The 16,161-nt window shown below is 62.0% G+C and carries 16 protein-coding genes and 1 riboswitch; of the genes, 14 read left to right on the plus strand and 2 right to left on the minus strand.

What is annotated here, in order from left to right:
* Positions 1 to 18 precede the first annotated feature (18 nt).
* The gene (locus tag ACR0B0_RS07660; protein WP_480647145.1) at positions 19 to 975 is read right to left on the minus strand and encodes an NAD(P)-dependent oxidoreductase; all 957 of its coding nucleotides are present in this window, start codon (positions 973 to 975) and stop codon (positions 19 to 21) included.
* A gap of 102 nt (positions 976 to 1,077) precedes the next feature.
* On the opposite strand from ACR0B0_RS07660, the gene ACR0B0_RS07665 reads away from it, so the two are divergent.
* The 8 genes from ACR0B0_RS07665 to cobJ all read left to right on the plus strand — a co-directional run bounded on the left by ACR0B0_RS07665 (position 1,078) and on the right by cobJ (position 10,304).
* Positions 1,078 to 1,962, plus strand: a complete 885-nt coding sequence (locus ACR0B0_RS07665) for a LysR substrate-binding domain-containing protein (RefSeq protein WP_170349243.1) — start codon at positions 1,078 to 1,080, stop codon at positions 1,960 to 1,962.
* Between the two features lie 72 nt (positions 1,963 to 2,034).
* Positions 2,035 to 2,243, plus strand: a riboswitch (cobalamin riboswitch).
* Between the two features lie 83 nt (positions 2,244 to 2,326).
* Positions 2,327 to 2,716: a DUF1636 family protein gene (locus ACR0B0_RS07670; RefSeq protein ID WP_170349244.1), complete on the plus strand. Its 390-nt coding sequence runs from the start codon at positions 2,327 to 2,329 to the stop codon at positions 2,714 to 2,716.
* Positions 2,713 to 3,768 carry a cobalamin biosynthesis protein CobW gene (gene cobW, locus ACR0B0_RS07675; protein ID WP_480647147.1) on the plus strand — a complete coding sequence of 352 codons (1,056 nt, stop codon included), beginning with the start codon at positions 2,713 to 2,715 and terminating at the stop codon, positions 3,766 to 3,768. The genes ACR0B0_RS07670 and cobW overlap by 4 nt, the downstream gene beginning before the upstream one ends.
* 3 nt (positions 3,769 to 3,771) lie before the next feature.
* Complete coding sequence (gene cobN / locus ACR0B0_RS07680) at positions 3,772 to 7,065, plus strand: cobaltochelatase subunit CobN (RefSeq protein WP_480647150.1); 3,294 nt, start codon at positions 3,772 to 3,774, stop codon at positions 7,063 to 7,065.
* Positions 7,062 to 8,201, plus strand: a complete 1,140-nt coding sequence (gene cobG, locus ACR0B0_RS07685; RefSeq protein ID WP_480647152.1) for a precorrin-3B synthase — start codon at positions 7,062 to 7,064, stop codon at positions 8,199 to 8,201. The genes cobN and cobG overlap by 4 nt, the downstream gene beginning before the upstream one ends.
* Positions 8,201 to 8,830: a precorrin-8X methylmutase gene (locus tag ACR0B0_RS07690; protein ID WP_170349248.1), complete on the plus strand. Its 630-nt coding sequence runs from the start codon at positions 8,201 to 8,203 to the stop codon at positions 8,828 to 8,830. The genes cobG and ACR0B0_RS07690 overlap by 1 nt, the downstream gene beginning before the upstream one ends.
* Positions 8,827 to 9,555 carry a precorrin-2 C(20)-methyltransferase gene (locus tag ACR0B0_RS07695; protein ID WP_480647155.1) on the plus strand — a complete coding sequence of 243 codons (729 nt, stop codon included), beginning with the start codon at positions 8,827 to 8,829 and terminating at the stop codon, positions 9,553 to 9,555. The genes ACR0B0_RS07690 and ACR0B0_RS07695 overlap by 4 nt, the downstream gene beginning before the upstream one ends.
* The gene (cobJ, locus tag ACR0B0_RS07700) at positions 9,552 to 10,304 is read left to right on the plus strand and encodes a precorrin-3B C(17)-methyltransferase (RefSeq protein WP_480647157.1); all 753 of its coding nucleotides are present in this window, start codon (positions 9,552 to 9,554) and stop codon (positions 10,302 to 10,304) included. The genes ACR0B0_RS07695 and cobJ overlap by 4 nt, the downstream gene beginning before the upstream one ends.
* On the opposite strand, the gene ACR0B0_RS07705 is transcribed toward cobJ, so the two are convergent.
* Positions 10,277 to 11,026: a cobalt-precorrin-6A reductase gene (locus ACR0B0_RS07705; protein WP_480647159.1), complete on the minus strand. Its 750-nt coding sequence runs from the start codon at positions 11,024 to 11,026 to the stop codon at positions 10,277 to 10,279. The genes cobJ and ACR0B0_RS07705 overlap by 28 nt on opposite strands.
* Here ACR0B0_RS07705 and cbiE point away from each other — a divergent pair.
* From cbiE to cobF, 6 genes are read left to right on the plus strand one after another with little or no spacing between them, the layout of a single operon-like run.
* On the plus strand, positions 11,025 to 12,224 hold the full coding sequence (cbiE, locus tag ACR0B0_RS07710; protein WP_480647161.1) for a precorrin-6y C5,15-methyltransferase (decarboxylating) subunit CbiE: 1,200 nt from the start codon (positions 11,025 to 11,027) through the stop codon (positions 12,222 to 12,224). The two genes, ACR0B0_RS07705 and cbiE, sit on opposite strands and share 2 nt — an antisense overlap.
* Complete coding sequence (locus ACR0B0_RS07715; protein WP_170349253.1) at positions 12,221 to 12,589, plus strand: cobalamin biosynthesis protein; 369 nt, start codon at positions 12,221 to 12,223, stop codon at positions 12,587 to 12,589. Before cbiE ends, ACR0B0_RS07715 begins: the two co-directional genes overlap by 4 nt.
* Positions 12,586 to 13,380 (plus strand): precorrin-4 C(11)-methyltransferase, encoded by a 795-nt coding sequence (gene cobM / locus ACR0B0_RS07720; protein WP_170349254.1) that lies wholly within the window; start codon positions 12,586 to 12,588, stop codon positions 13,378 to 13,380. The genes ACR0B0_RS07715 and cobM overlap by 4 nt, the downstream gene beginning before the upstream one ends.
* Positions 13,373 to 14,689 carry a cobyrinic acid a,c-diamide synthase CobB gene (locus ACR0B0_RS07725; RefSeq protein ID WP_170349255.1) on the plus strand — a complete coding sequence of 439 codons (1,317 nt, stop codon included), beginning with the start codon at positions 13,373 to 13,375 and terminating at the stop codon, positions 14,687 to 14,689. Before cobM ends, ACR0B0_RS07725 begins: the two co-directional genes overlap by 8 nt.
* On the plus strand, positions 14,686 to 15,414 hold the full coding sequence (gene cobA, locus ACR0B0_RS07730; RefSeq protein WP_170349256.1) for a uroporphyrinogen-III C-methyltransferase: 729 nt from the start codon (positions 14,686 to 14,688) through the stop codon (positions 15,412 to 15,414). Before ACR0B0_RS07725 ends, cobA begins: the two co-directional genes overlap by 4 nt.
* Positions 15,407 to 16,150 (plus strand): precorrin-6A synthase (deacetylating), encoded by a 744-nt coding sequence (cobF, locus tag ACR0B0_RS07735; RefSeq protein ID WP_170349257.1) that lies wholly within the window; start codon positions 15,407 to 15,409, stop codon positions 16,148 to 16,150. Before cobA ends, cobF begins: the two co-directional genes overlap by 8 nt.
* Positions 16,151 to 16,161 lie beyond the last annotated feature (11 nt).

Genomic DNA, 16,161 nt, shown 5'->3' on the forward strand with positions numbered 1-16,161 from the left:
AACTGCGCTCGGTGTGCGCTATTCGGCCTGACCTCTCTGTGGGATAACTTCATAACCCGGCTCTTCCGGTTCATCATCGTGCATCTCGGTCGGGAAACCGGGCGCCGTGATATCCAGCCCGGTCGCGTCCTCCAACCGCTTGATAATATTCGGGGACAGTTCGCGTTCACCATAGCGGGCGATACCGTCGTCGAAGATGCGGATCATTACCGGGTTGATTTCCAAGGGTACTCCGGCGCGGTCGGCGACGTCTTGGAACAGTCCGATGTCCTTTTTGACAAGGTCCATGGTGAAAGAGATATCGCGGGACCCGTTCAGAATGACCTGGCTTTCTGTTTCATGCACGAACGAAGTACCCGACGAAATCTTTATCGCCTCATAAGTGGTGTTCAAATCCATCCCGGCCGCTTTGGCCGTTACCAGCGCTTCGGCACAGGTGATCAGGTTGGCGGTCGCCAGATAGTTGGTCAGAACTTTTAGGACCGAGGCTGAGCCCAACTCCCCCGTGTGCAGCACGCGCCGCCCCATCGTGGTTAAAAACGGCAGAATCCGCTCAAAGGTTTCGCGATCACATCCGGCGAAAATCGAGATATTGCCAGTAGCCGCCCGGTGGCACCCGCCTGAAACCGGGCAATCCACCGCCGCTCCTCCTCGCTTGATCACCATGGCGCCCAGTCGTTTAACCTCGGCTTCGTCGGTGGTCGACATCTCCATCCAGATCTTGCCCGGCCCGACCGCGGGCAGCATATCTTGCATCACTGCGTCCGAGGCCGCCGGGGACGGCAGGCAGGTTATAACGGCATCGCAGTCCCGCATCATCTGCGCCGGGCTTTCCGCGGCTTCGGCCCCCTTGGCCACAAACTCGGCCACCAGGTCTGGGTTAAGGTCGTGAACCGTCAGGTCAATCCCGTTGCGCAGAAGCGAGCCGGACAGTTTGCCGCCCACATTTCCTAAACCGATAAATCCGACTTTCATGTTTCCCTCCTGACGGTCGTATTCGGGCCGAGTATCTGTGTTGTCTGTTAGAAACGAAAATGATTAATAATGCCAATTATGGTCAAAATAATTTGGTGATATATGGATCGCCTTCCAAACCCCACATGGTTGCGCAGCTTTGAAACCGCCGCGCGGCATCTGAATTTTACCACCACAGCAAAAGAGCTGGGCCTGACGCAGACGGCGGTCTCATTGCATATCCGGTCGCTTGAAGCCGAGCTTGGGCAAAAGCTGTTCACCCGGAATGCCCGCCGGTTGGAACTGACTGAGCTGGGGCAGTCTTATTCGTTGACTGTGCGGCGTGCGCTTGGCGACATCGCCCTGTCCACCAACAGCCTGTTCGGCCCTGCCTCGCGCCAGACCCTGACGATCCGTGCGGCGATATCGACAGCCACCTATTGGGTCGCGGCGGAACTGCCCGACTTTACCGCTCGCCACCCCGAGATCCCAGTACGCCTTGTCTCGCACATCTGGAATGACAGCGTGGCCCCCGGCGATTTGGATGTGGAAATCCGGCTGGGTTATGGCGATTGGCCCGGCGTTCAGTCCGAAAAGCTGACAGATGAAAAGCTGGTACCGGTATGCCGGGCCGGGGACTCGCCCGCGACCCTGAACGTACTGCGGCAAGGCCCTCTGATTCATATCCTTGGATACGAAGACAACTGGGCGCGGTACTTTCAGGCCAACGGGCTCGCGCTTCCGGACCAGCCGCCCCGACATTCGGTGGACACCTCGGTCGCAGCACTGCAGCTTGTGATGGCAGGGGCGGGCTATGCAACGGTTCTGGAACGGTTCGCCCGGAATGCGATCCGGCAGGCTGTGCCGATTGCAATTGCGGGACCTGCGATTCCTTTTGCCCAGTCGCATTACCTGATCAGTACACGAGGCGCTACGCAATCGACCGCTGCGGCAGGGTTGTTTTGCGCTTGGCTGCGCGAGAGGCTGGCCGCGCATGCCGCGGATTGACACAGGCTGGTCGCTTTTTTGGTTTGAACGATTTCACCATGCGCCTCGTGCTTGACAAGCCCCCTGCCCGTGCCGCATGTCGCATGCGTTGGTGTCCATCTTCGGATGGATGAAAAGGGAATGCGTCAGCGGGCAACCGTCAAACGCAGCCGCCCCCGCGACCGTGACCGGAGAGGGTGCCCAATGCCACTGGCCCGCAAGGCCGGGAAGGCGGGACATCTGCCGGGGCAAGCGCCCCGACATCCGCAAGCCGGGAGACCTGCCAGCGCCCGAAGTTGAAACCGGACGGGGTGATCCGGTGTCGGGTCCATGTGCAGACGTGGCCCGCATGAAACCCCGTCCCCTGCAAAGAGGATTTGGGGGGATGAGAGACGTGACCGAGACTGCACCAGTCGAGCTGCTGGTCTGCACGACCTGTCGGCGTGGCCTGCCGATTGAAGACGATGCGCAACGTCCAGGTGCCCTGCTGCACAAGGCACTGGAAGACGCCGATTTGCCCGAAGGTATCGTGCTGAAGCCGGTCGAGTGCCTGTCAAATTGCGATCAGGGTTGTTCCATAGTGCTGCGCGGCGGACCGACCCGCTGGACCTTTGTGTACGAAAACCTGAACGAAACCGACCATGTCGACACCATCGTCGAAGGCGTCACCAAGTACCTCGCCGCTGAAGACGGTCTGGTCAAATGGCGCGAACGTCCCGAACATTTCCGCAAAAACTGTGCGGCCCGCATTCCCCCGATTGGAGCCCTGAAATGAGCAACCTCGAAAAACTCCCTGTCACTGTGATCACCGGCTTTCTGGGTTCGGGCAAGACCACTCTGGTCAAGCACCTAATGCAGAACCCGCAGGGCAAACGCTTGGCCATTGTCGTCAACGAGTTTGGCGATGTTGGTGTCGATGGCGATATCCTGAAGTCTTGCGCCATTCCCGATTGCCCCGCAGAAAACATCATGGAATTGGCCAATGGTTGCATCTGTTGCACCGTGGCCGATGATTTCATCCCGACCATCGAGGCGCTGATGGCGCTGGAGCCGCGCCCTGACCACATCCTGATCGAAACCTCGGGCCTGGCCCTACCCAAGCCGCTGTTGAAAGCGTTTGACTGGCCCGATATCCGCTCGAAAATCACCGTGGATGGCGTGATCGCTCTGGCCGATGCCGAGGCTGTCGCCGCCGGTCGCTTCGCCCCGAATGTCGAGGCTGTGGACGCCCAGCGCCTGGCCGATGACTCGATCGACCACGAAACACCCCTGTCCGAGGTTTTCGAGGATCAAATTTCCTGCGCCGACATCATCCTGCTGACCAAGCCTGACCTGGCTGGCCCGGAAGGTGTGGCAAAGGCCAAAGAGGTCATCGCAGCCGAGGCTCCGCGCCCCCTGCCCGTCGTCGAAGTTGCCGAAGGCGCTGTGGACGTGCGCGTCGTACTGGGGCTTGAGGCTGCCGCCGAGGATGACATGGATGCACGCCCGTCGCACCACGATGGCCACCACGATCATGAACATGACGATTTCGAAAGCATTATCGTCGAGTTGCCGGAACAGACCGATCCGGCAGCACTGGTTGCCAATATCGAACGCTTGGCAAATGAGCTGAACATCCTGCGGGTCAAAGGTTACGCCGCTGTCCAGGGCAAACCGATGCGCTTGTTGGTCCAGGCGGTTGGCGCACGCGTGCGACATCAGTACGACCGCCCATGGGAACCCGGCGAAAAGCGCCGCTCGCGTCTGGTGGTGATTGCCGAACATGACGACATCAAAGAGGCCGCGATCCGCGAGATCCTCGTGGGTGTGACCGAGGCCGCCGAGTAAGCCATGCACGTCGTCTTCCGCGAAAGCCACGGGCTCGAAGAAACCGAGACCCCGACCGATCTGGGCCAAAGCCCGGCGGATCTGGTGGTGCTGTCCTTTTCGGACAGCGACCTCGGAGCTTTCGCGGCAGGTTGGCATCGCGGTGGCGGGGCTGAGGGGCGGATGCCCACGATGCGGTTGGCCAATCTGACGGCGCTGAAACACCCTCTGTCCGTCGATACCTACGTCGAACAAACTCTGGAAGGTGCGAAAGGCATTCTGATCCGCCTGATCGGCGGCGTGCCTTATTGGTCCTATGGCCTGCAGCAGGTTCTGGCGCTGGCGCAGGACAAGGGCATCGCGCTGGCTGTCCTGCCAGCGGATGGGCGCGAAGATACGCGGTTGGACGACTTTTCCACCCTACCCGTTTCAACCCTGCGGCGGCTGGCGCATCTGTGCGATACCGGCGGCGAAGTTGCAGCGCAGGCCGCGCTGGCACAGATGGCGCTGGCGGCGGGGCTTTATGCAGGCCCTGTGATGGGGGCCAAAACCATCCCCGAGTGCGGCGCCTGGTGCCCTGACCGTGGCGTGATCCCAGTGGAAAAGGCGTTCACGGGCGATGCAAAACGCATTCTCGTGAGTTTCTACCGCGCTTACCTGACCTCTGCGGACACCGCCCCGGTCGCAGCCCTGATCCGTAACCTACGCGCGCGCGGGTTCGAAGCCGTGGGCCTGTTCGCGCCGTCGCTGAAAGCCCCAACCGCCGCCGAGTGGTTGCGCGGAAATATCGTAGCAATGCAGCCGTCGGCCATCATCAACGCCACTTCATTCTCGGGCAAGGGCGCGTCTGGCACATCTCCGCTGGACGCGGCTAATGTCCCTGTGTTTCAGGTCGCTTTGTCAACTGCACGCCGCAAGGCCTGGGCCGAGGCGGAACGTGGCCTCTCGCCCGCCGACCTTGCCATGCATGTGGTGTTGCCCGAGGTAGACGGGCGGATTTCGGCGGGCATCGCCTCATTCAAAGAACCCGGGAAACGTGACCCACATCTGGAATACTCGCGATTTGCCCACCGGGCCGAAGATGAACGGATCGAGGCCATCATCGACCGGGTGACCGGGTGGCTAGCTTTGCATGACAAGCCCAAGGTCGATCAAACCCCGGTGCTGGTGCTGTCCACTTACCCTGGTAAGGACTGGCAGATGGCCCATGCTGTGGGGTTGGACGCGCTGGCCTCAGCCGAGGCGATGTTGGCCGATCTGCAGGGCGAAGGGTACGACACCGCCCCCGCCCAACCCATTACCGAAACCCTTATGGATGCAAGGGTATCGTGGCCGCTTGCGGATTATCTGGCGGCGCTGGCCGATCTGCCGGATGAATTGCGCAGGGACCTCGAAACCGTTTGGGGACGGCCCGAGGATGATCCAGCATTAGCAGACGGCGCTTTCAATTTCACCGCTTTGCGTCGTGGCAAGGCCCTGATCGCGCTGCAACCCGAACGCGGCACGCCCGAGTTGCGCGAGGATGATTACCACGACCTCTCACGCACCCCACGCCACGGCTATGTGGCCTTTTATCTGTGGCTGCGCAGAGGGTTGGGCGCGGATGCGCTGATCCATATCGGCGCGCATGGCACGCTGGAATGGCTGCCCGGCAAATCGGTCGCCCTGTCGGCGAATTGCTGGCCCGAGGCGCTGATCCGCGATCTGCCGGTGATCTACCCCTTCATCGTCAATGACCCCGGCGAGGCCGCGCAGGCCAAGCGCCGGATCGGGGCGGTCACGTTGGGTCATATCCCACCCCCGATGAAGGAAAGCGGCACGCCCGACAGGATGGTGCGGCTGGAATCCCTGCTGGACGAGTTTTCGAACGCTGACGGGCTGGACCCCAAGCGCCGGGACCGCCTGCAAGAAGATATCCGGGATGAGGCGCAGGCCATCGGGTTGGAAAGCGATCTGGGTCTGGATCAGGCCACCTGCACTGCCGAGGCAATCACTCGCATCGACCGCTTTGTCTGCGATATCAAGGAAAGCCAGTTCGGTGACGGGTTGCACATCTTTGGTCGCACGCCTGAGGTCACCGGTAATTTCGACCCCGCTCCTTCCGCCCGTGCGGAACGCAGGGCTCTGCTTAACGCGCTGGCGGGTAAACGGATCGAGGCCGGACCGTCCGGCTCACCCTATCGTGGGCGGTCGGATGTGCTGCCTACCGGTCGGAACCTCTATACCACCGATCCGCGTTCGGTTCCTACCCGCGCCGCCTATACCCAAGGCGTGAAGCTGGCCGAAGAGCTGGTGCGGCGGCATTTGCAAGAGGAAGGTGATTATCCCAAGGGCCTGATCGTCGACCTATGGGGCTCGGCCACCATGCGCACGGCAGGCGAAGAATTCGCCATGGCGCTGCACCTGTTGGGCGTCAAGCCACTCTGGGACAAGGGGTCCGAGCGAGTGTCAGGCATCGAAGTGCTGCCGATCACCGATCTCAGCCGCCCCCGCCTTGATGTGACCCTGCGCGTATCGGGCCTGTTCCGCGACGTGTTCCCGACGCTTTCGGCACTGTTCGGTCAGGCCGTCCGTGCCTTGTCTGACCGTGATGAAGCCCCGGATTGGAACCCCTATGCCGGGCAAGCCCCTGCCGCGCGAGTCTTTGGTCCAGCGCCCGGCAGCTATGGCGTGAATATGACGCAACTGTCTGAAATCTATACCGATGAAGCCCGCGCGCAGGCGGGTGAAGCATGGCTGCAGGCAAGCTCTTTTGCGTTGGAGGGCGACCATATCGCGCAGGATGTCACCGGCATCACCGAACGCGTCGCCAATGCCGACAGCTTTGTCCACCTGCAGGACCTGACCGAGACCGACCTGCTGCTGGCCAACGACTATGCCACGCACGAGGCCGGGTTTGCCGCTGCCAAGACCGTCACCGGCGGCAGCGCGCAATTGTACCACCTCGACAATACCAACCCCGACACTCCCCGCGCTCGTACCCTGTCCGAAGAAATCAGCCGCGTGGTTCATGCCCGCGCTGCCAATCCCGGCTGGATTGCAGGGATGCAACGGCACGGGTTCCGCGGGGCCGCAGAGATCGCGGCGACGCTGGACCATATGGCGTCTTTTGCCCACCTGTCCGGCACAGTCGCTCCGCACCTGTTCGATCTGTACCACGATGCCACGCTGGGTGACGCCGAGGTTGACGCCTTCCTGCAAGAGGCCAATCCGCAAGCACATCAAGCCATGCAGGACCGGTTCCGCGCATTGCTTGACGCGGGGTTGTGGAACACACGCCGGAACTCGATCCGCGCGGATCTGGAGGGGTTGGGATGAGCGCCCCCGCCTCAAAACCTGTTGTTCAAGGCTGGTGCCCCGGCGCCCATCGTCCGATGATGTCGGGCGACGGGCTGGTGGTGCGGGTGCGCCCCCGGTTGGCACGTCTGAATGCGACGCAGGCTTTGGGCTTGTGCGAGTTGGCCGAGCGGTTTGGCAATGGCACCATCGACCTGACCAACCGAGCCAACCTGCAATTACGTGGCGTGAAAGAGGCCGATCATCAATCGTTGCTTTCTGAGCTTTCCGCGCTGGATCTTTTGGACGCCGAGTCGGGCATCGAAGTACGCCGCAACATTCTGGTTTCACCGCTTTACGAAACGGGCGATCTGACCGCGCGGCTGACGCAATCTTTGATCCATCGACTGGCAGACCTGCCCGCCGTGCCTGCGAAATTCGGTTTTGCCATCGACACTGGCCCGGCCCGTCTGATGGCCGCGGATTCTGCGGATATCCGGCTGGAGACCGGCGCGGAGGGCCTGATCCTTCGCGCCGATGGATGCGAGACGGGGCGCGCCGTCTCAGAAGTCGAAGCCATAGACCAGCTTATCGCGTTGGCTGAATGGTTTGCCGAAAACCAAACCTCGGACAATCGCCGCATGGCCCGCGTGGTCGCAGCACAAGCTTTGCCTCTGGAATGGCAAGGCAGCCCAGCCAACGCTGTTGGCTCACCGCTACAACCTGGCATTTGTGAACTGGGCACACTTTATGGTGCAGCATTCGGGCAACTGCCTGCGCGGCGTCTGTTCAGCTTGATCGAGGACACAGGCGCTTCCGCCCTGCGGGTGACCCCCTGGCGGCTGTTCCTGCTGGAAGGCGGGGCGGCGATCCCGGCCCCGGCCTTTGTCACAGATGGCACCGATCCGCTGATGACCACCGACGCCTGCACCGGTGCACCGTTCTGCCCGCAGGCGCAGGTAGAAACCCGTGCTGTCGCCCGAGCGCTGGCACCGCATGTGGAAGGCAGCCTGCATGTCTCGGGCTGCTCAAAAGGATGCGCCCGAATGGGAACAGCGGATGTCACTTTGGTCGGTCGCGATGGGCGATTTGACCTTGTCAAACACGGCCGCGCAGGGGATGAGCCCTGCCAACGCGGGCTGACCCCCGAAACACTTATGACCATGGACCTGACCTGATGCCCTATGAATATGAAACCGATGGCGCAGCGATCTATAAGGAAAGCTTTGCCACCATTCGGTCCGAGGCCGATCTGGCCCGGTTCGACGCCGACGAAGAGCAGGTTGCCGTCCGCATGATCCATGCCGCCGGGATGGTCGGGCTGGAAGAGTTCGTGCATTTCTCGCCCGGATTCGTCTCTGCTGCCCGCACCGCTTTGGAAAACGGCGCGCCGATCCTGTGTGACGCGCGTATGGTCAGCGAGGGCGTGACCCGGTTCCGCCTGCCCGCCGACAATGAGGTAATCTGCACCCTGCATGACGAACGCGTACGTCCGCTGGCCGCTGAGATGAGCAACACGCGCTCGGCCGCAGCGCTGGAGTTGTGGCGCCCGCATCTTGAAGGTGCTGTTGTGGCCATCGGCAATGCTCCGACTGCCCTGTTCCACCTATTGAACATGCTGGAAGACCCCGATTGCCCGCGCCCTGCCGCCATCATCGGCTGCCCGGTGGGATTTGTCGGCGCGGTCGAATCCAAGGACGCTTTGTGGGCGGCGCAACCGGTGCCATCCTGTATCGTCAAAGGTCGTCTGGGCGGCAGCGCCATCACCGTCGCCGCCGTCAACGCCATCGCGAGCCGCGCGGAATGAGCGCGGGCAAGATATACGGCGTCGGCCTTGGCCCCGGCGACCCGGACCTGATGAGCGTTCGGGCCGACCGTCTACTGCGCAATGCGCGCCACGTGGCGTTTTTCCGCAAGCCCGGCCGCAGCGGTCAGGCACGCAAGATCGTCAATGGCATGATTCCCGGCGATGCTGTGGAATTTCCGATGGAATATCCCGTCACCACGGAAATCCCCCTAACCGATCCGCGCTATAACGAGCTGCTGTCTGCTTTCTACAAAGACTGCGCCGCGCATTTAAAAAACCTGTCGGATGAAGGTGAGGATGTGGTGGTTTTGTGTGAAGGTGACCCATTTTTCTATGGGTCTTTCATGCATCTTTACAGCCGCTTGCGTGACGAAGCTGACGTCGAGGTTGTTCCCGCCATCACCGGTATGTCCGGTGCGTGGACAGCAACCGGTGACCCGATCACGTGGGGCGATGATGTCCTGACCGTTCTGGTCGGTACACTCCCCGAAAATACTCTGGCAGAACGCATGGCGCAGACCGATGCTTTGGTGGTGATGAAGATCGGGCGCAACATCGAAAAGGTGAAACGGGCCCTGAAAACGGCTGGCCTGTACGATCGAGCATGGATCGTCGAATACGCTCAGATGCCGAACCAGACCGTGACGAAACTGTCCGAGGCCTGTGACAAGGTCACCCCCTACTTCTCGATCATCATCGTGCATGGTCAGGGGCGGCGGCCATGAGCGGTTGGGTCAGGATCGCGGGTCTCGGACCCGGAAACAAGGACCTTGTAACGCCCGAGGTTTCCGCCGCATTGGCCGAGGCCACGGATATCGTCGGCTATATCCCTTACGTCGCGCGCGTGGCCGAACGTCCCGGCCTGACGCTGCACGCCAGCGACAACCGGGTCGAGATTGACAGGTCGCAGCACGCGTTGCAGATGGCGGCCGAGGGGAAACGTGTGGTCGTTGTGTCCTCGGGCGATCCAGGCGTGTTTGCCATGGCGGCCGCCGTGTTTGAGGCGCTGGAAAATGGCCCTGTTGAATGGCGCGAAATTCCCATCGACGTGTTGCCGGGCATCACCGCGATGCTGGCCGCATCGGCGCGTGCGGGGGCACCTTTGGGGCATGATTTCTGTGCCATCAACCTCAGCGACAATCTGAAACCCTGGTCGCTGATCGAGAAACGCCTCCGATTGGCGGCGCAGGGTGATTTCGCGATGGCGTTTTACAACCCGCGCTCAAAATCCCGCCCCGAAGGCTTTGTTAAGACGCTGGAAATCCTGCGCGAGGAATGTGAGCCCGAACGTCTGATCCTGTTCGCCCGCGCCGTATCCCGCGCGGATGAGGCGATCCGGGTTTCGACACTGGCCGAGGCAACGCCGGATATGGCGGACATGCAGACGGTGGTTATCGTGGGATCATCCCTGACTCGTGTGATTGATCGCAACAGCGCCCCGATCGTCTACACCCCGAGGTTCACACCAGAATGAGCCAGCCAGTCCAAAACCTGCGTTACGCTCGTCAGTTCGTGTCGTTGTGGCAGGATCGGACGGTCGATCATCAGTACGGGCAGGCCCAACGCCCGCGCTGCATCAATCTTGGCGCGTGCGCCGCTGCCGCCTGCGTTCTTGGACACGACCAATTCGATGTCATGGCGTTGCATCAGCGCCCGGTCATCCGCTTCGGTAAACGGCCCGCGCGACACAACCACATCGCAATTCGGCAAGGGCAATTCACCGGGTTCATCCACCAGCCGCAGCAGATAGCGGTGTTGGGGCTGGGCGGCGAAGTCCTCAAGGTGCATCCGCCCCACGGCCAGAAAAACACGTTGCGCCAGGCCGGACAGGGCAGCCACTGCGCCGCCGATATCGGGAACGTGCTGCCAGCGGTCCCCTTCTTGCGCCGTCCAGGCCGGACGGGTCAGCGCAGCCAGCGGCAGCCCGGTATCGCGGCAGGCGGCAATGGCGTTCCGGCTCATTTGTGTGGCAAAGGGATGAGTGGCATCGATCACGTGGGTGATCGCGTGATCGCAAAGGTACTGCGCCAGCCCGTGCGCGCCGCCAAAACCACCGACACGCACAGGCAAGGGTTGCGGGCGGGGGTTATCGACCCGTCCGGCATAGGAATAGGTTGCCGGAACGCCCTGCTCGGCCACGACCTTAGCCAGCGCGTTGGCCTCAGTTGTACCGCCAAGGATCAGGAGATGTGTCATGCTTAAAGCTCCGTGGCTGACCGTTCTGGGCTTGGGCGAAGATGGACTGGATGGCCTGCCACCGGCAAGCCGTCAAGTGCTGGAACGCGCCGAAATCGTCATGGGCCCGCCGCGGCACCTGTCGCTGATTCCAGAAACCGGCGCGCAGAGGGTTGAGTGGCCTGTGCCTTTCTCCGATGGCCTTCCGATGCTGGCCGGCATTCGGGGCCGTCCGACTGTGGTTCTCGCCTCGGGCGATCCCTTCTGGTTTGGTGCAGGTTCAGTTATCGCGCGCAATTTCGAGGCTGGCGAATGGACTGCCCTGCCCGGCCAATCGACCTTTTCACTGGCCGCTGCGCGATTGGGCTGGCCGCTAGAAACCACGCTGACCTTCGGCCTGCACGCAGCCCCGCTGACCCGGTTACGGCCTGATCTGGCACCGGGGGTACGCGCCATCCTGCTGTTGCGGGACGGCAAGGCAGTGGCGGAACTGGCGACCTACCTAACCGAAACTGGATTTCCTGACACCCGCCTGCATGTGATGGAAGCTCTGGGCGGCCCTCGCGAACGGGCGCGCAGTGTATCGCTGACCGAAGCGCTGCTGGGCGGATTCGACCACCCGGTCTGCGTCGGGCTTGAGGTTGCAGGCGAAGGCCGCGCCTTTCCAAAGGCGTCGGGCAAGCCGGACGAGATTTTTGAAACCGATGGCCAAATTACTAAGCGCCCCGTGCGGGCGTTAACTCTGTCGGCACTGGCGCCGCAGCGGGGCGAACACCTTTGGGATATCGGCGGCGGCACGGGTTCGATCAGCATCGAATGGCTGATGTGTGACCCGACCCTGACGGCCACAACCATCGAACCCCGCGCAGATCGCGCCGAACGCATTCGGCGCAACGCTGATACGCTGGGCCAGGACCGATTGAATGTTGTGCACGGCACTGCTCCGGGCTCACTGGGTGGTCTGACCTTGCCGGACGTGGTTTTCATCGGCGGTGGTCTCAGCACCGAACTGATGGAGTGGCTGCACGCGGCACTGCCCGCAGGCACAAGGCTGGTCGCCAACGCGGTGACTTTGGAAAGCGAGGCTTTGCTGGGGCACTGGCAGAACAAGCTGGGTGGAGACCTATTGCGCATCGAACTAGCGCAAGCCTCGGCGCTTGGCCCTCGGCGCGGCTGGAAATCCGCTTATCCGGTGGTCCAATGGAGCGTCACCCTATGATCGTCGCGGGATTGGGATTCTCATCTACGGCCACGTTGGACAGCCTGCGCGCGGCCTTTGACCGGGCCAGCGACGGGCAGCGCGTGGATGCGCTGGCCACGGTGGCGGACAAAGACGGACATCCTGCGTTGATCGAATTCGCCTCGGCCATCGCACTGCCCTTGCATTTCGTCGCCCCTGCCGATCTGGCCGGGCAGCGCACGCTCACCTGCTCGAACCGCAGCCGCGCCACGTATGGCACCGGCAGCGTGGCCGAAGCATCCGCCCTTGCCGCTGCTGGATCCGGCGCGCGGCTGACCTCACCCAGACAAATCTCAGACGACCGGCTGGCCACCTGCGCCATAGCCATCGGAGGACAAACATGACTGTTCATTTCATTGGCGCCGGACCGGGCGCTGCCGACCTGCTGACTCTGCGCGGACGTGATATCATCGCGTCTTGCCCGGTATGCCTTTACGCCGGGTCGCTGGTGCCCGAGGAAATCCTTGGTCACTGTCCCGAGGACGCAAAGATCATAAACACCGCGTCGATGGATCTGGATCAGATCATGGCCGAGATCGAGACCGCACATCAGGCTGGTCAGGATGTGGCGCGCCTGCATTCCGGCGACCTGTCGGTCTGGTCAGCGATGGGTGAACAAATCAGACGGCTGAAAGAGATGGGCATCCCGGTCAGCGTGACGCCGGGCGTGCCGTCCTTTGCTGCTGCGGCGGCTTCACTGGGAACCGAGCTGACCCTGCCTGGACTGGCACAATCCGTGGTGCTGACCCGGACGCCGGGCCGTGCATCCTCGATGCCCGAAGGTGAGACGCTTGAGAATTTTGCCCGCACCGGTGCGACTTTGGCCATTCACCTGTCGATCGGCAATCTGGACAAGGTGATTGCCGATCTGACCCCCGCCTATGGCGCGGACTGCCCGGTGGCCGTGGTGTATCGCGCCAGTTGGCCGGATGAGAGGATCATCCGCGCCACGCTGGACACCTTGAAAGAGGCGCTGGATGAAAGCATCTCGCGCACCGCACTGATCATGGTGGGCCCGGCGCTGGCAGGCGAAGGGTTCGATGAAAGTTGCCTGTATTCAAAGGATTACGATCGCCGCTATCGTCCGCAAAGTGCCGATAGCCCGTGGTCAAGCTGGAGCCACGGTGATGACTAACCCCCCGGGTCTTCTGATTTCTGCCCCGTCCTCGGGAACAGGTAAGACAACGGTCATGCTGGGCCTATTGCGGGCATTGGCCGAGGATGGGCTGACCGTGCAACCGTTCAAAAGCGGCCCGGACTATATCGACCCTGCCTTTCATAATGCTGCTGCCGGGCGCTCCTCGTTCAATTTGGACAGTTGGGCTATGGGTGACCCGTTGCTGAGTGCGATTTCGGCGCAGGCTGAGGGTGCGGATATCGTGGTCGCCGAGGGATCGATGGGGCTGTTTGACGGCGTCGCCAAGCCGGGCGAGTTGGGGCACGGGTCCAGCGCCGAAACCGCCCAGCGCATGGGCTGGCCTGTGGTGCTGGTGCTGGATGTGGGCGGTCAGGCGCAATCAGCGGCGGCAACTGCACTGGGGTTTCGGATGTACAACCCCGACCTGCCGTTTGCCGGTGTGATCCTGAACCGTTGCGCAAGCCCCCGGCACGAGCGTCTGACCCGTCTGGGTATGGAGCGCGCCGGTCTGCCGGTTCTGGGCGTTTTGCCCCGGCGCGGTGATCTGACCCTGCCGGAACGCCATCTGGGCCTGATACAGGCGGTCGAGCATCCTGATCTGGAAAGCGCAATTGTCGGCTATGCCGCGTTTCTGCGCGAACATGTGGATCTTGAGGCGATCAAGGTGGCGGCTTCCTCAGGCCCCAATGGGCCATCGTCAGCCGCGCTACCGCGCCCTCCGGCGCAACGGATTGCGCTGGCCCGCGATGCCGCGTTTTCCTTTACCTATCCGCATTTGCTGGAAGGTTGGCGCGCGGCGGGTGCAGAAATTCTGCCGTTTTCACCTCTGGCGAACGAGGCACCTGCTGCCGATGCCGATCTGGTCTGGCTGCCCGGTGGCTATCCGGAACTGCATGCGGGCACACTGGCTGCCGCCGACACGTTCCAGACCGGACTGCGCAAACACGCTGAATCCAAACCCGTGCATGGAGAATGCGGTGGATACATGGCGCTGGGTCAGGCCTTGATCGACAAAGAGGGCGAGCGACATCAGATGGCAGGCCTGCTGCGGCTGGTGACCTCGTATGAAAAGCGCAAGTTCAATCTGGGGTATCGGCGCGCAGAATTGCTGGCCCCGATGCCCGGTTTTGCAGCCGACACGGCTCTGCGGGGGCATGAATTCCATTATTCTTCGATCGTAGAACAGCCGGACGCACCGCTGGCGCGGGTGTTTGATGCTGAAGGTGCTGAAGGGCCGCAAACAGGTTCGGTGCGCGGGAACGTCACCGGTACGTTCTTTCACCTGATCGCCGAGGCCTCGGCATGAGCGGTTTCGTATCCTTCATAGGTTCCGGCCCCGGCGATCCTGATCTTTTGACCCTGAAAGCAGTCGACCGGATGCAAAAAGCAGATGCGGTGCTGTTTGATGACCTCAGCAGCGGCCCGATCCTAAGTCATGCGCATGGCGATGCAGATCTGGTGGGCGTGGGCAAACGGGCCGGGCGACCCTCACCCAGGCAGGATCACGTGAGCCGCCTGTTGGTGGATTACGCCAAAACCGGTGCTCGCGTAGTGCGGTTGAAATCCGGTGATGGCGGGTTGTTCGGCAGGCTGGAGGAAGAACTGGTTGCCCTGCGTGCGGCCGGGATCGAATATGAAATCATCCCTGGCATCCCCTCGGCGGTTGCGGCGGCGGCGGCAGCAGGAATACCCCTGACACGACGCCTGACTGCGCGGCGGGTACAATTTGTCACTGGCCACGATGTCAGCGGCAAACTGCCCGAAGATCTGAACCTGCCCGCGCTGGCCGATCCGGACGCAACGACCGTGGTGTTCATGGGCAAACGGACCTTTCCTCTATTGGTAAATGCGCTGCATGAGCATGGTCTGCCGCTGGAGACACCTGCCCTAATGGCCGAATCCGTATCGACTCCCGACCAGAGCCTGCACCGTGCAACAATTGGCGCGCTGTCGCAAAAGCTGGAGGCCGAGATCGGCACAGCCCCGGCGCTGATCCTGTATGGCCCGCTGGCAGAGTTCGACGATGTTTGAGTTGTCTCTAATCGGAATTGGCACTGGCAACCCGGATCACGTGACCTTGCAAGGGGCAAATGCCATCCGCGATGCAGACCTGATCCTGATCCCGCACAAGGGCGAGAACAAGGCTGATCTGGCCGGGTTGCGCGAAGAGATCATTGCAGCTGTGACTGACACTCCGCCGCAGATCGCCTATTTCGACATTCCCAAGCGTCGGGCCGATGATGGTTATCTACGCGGGGTCGACGAATGGCATGATGCCATTGCCCTGCGCTGGCACGAGGCGATTGCGGCCCACCCGAATGCGCGACAAGTGGCACTGCTGATCTGGGGCGACCCGTCGCTTTATGACAGCTCGTTGCGAATCGCGTCGCGGCTGGACCCTGAGCCCACGACACGGGTGATCCCTGGCATCACCGCGCTGCAGGCATTGACGGCCGCCCACGCCATCCCGATCAATGATCTGGGCGCGCCTTATGTTGTGACCACCGGACGGCGGATCAGGGATGAAGGCTGGCCGGCAAATGCCTCGAAAGTAGCGGTAATGCTGGATGGCGAGTGTTCGTTTCAATCCCTGGACATGGCCGATTATGACATCTGGTGGGGTGCCTATGTCGGCATGAAAGAGGAAATCCTGATCAAAGGCGCTTTGACCGATGTGGCGCAGGAGATTCTGGACACCCGTGCCAAGGCACGTGCCGATCATGGCTGGATCATGGATATCTATTTGCTGAAAAAGCGCGTGATCTGACCTAAAAGGTC

It is taken from the genome of Ruegeria sp. BA12 (assembly GCF_056539625.1).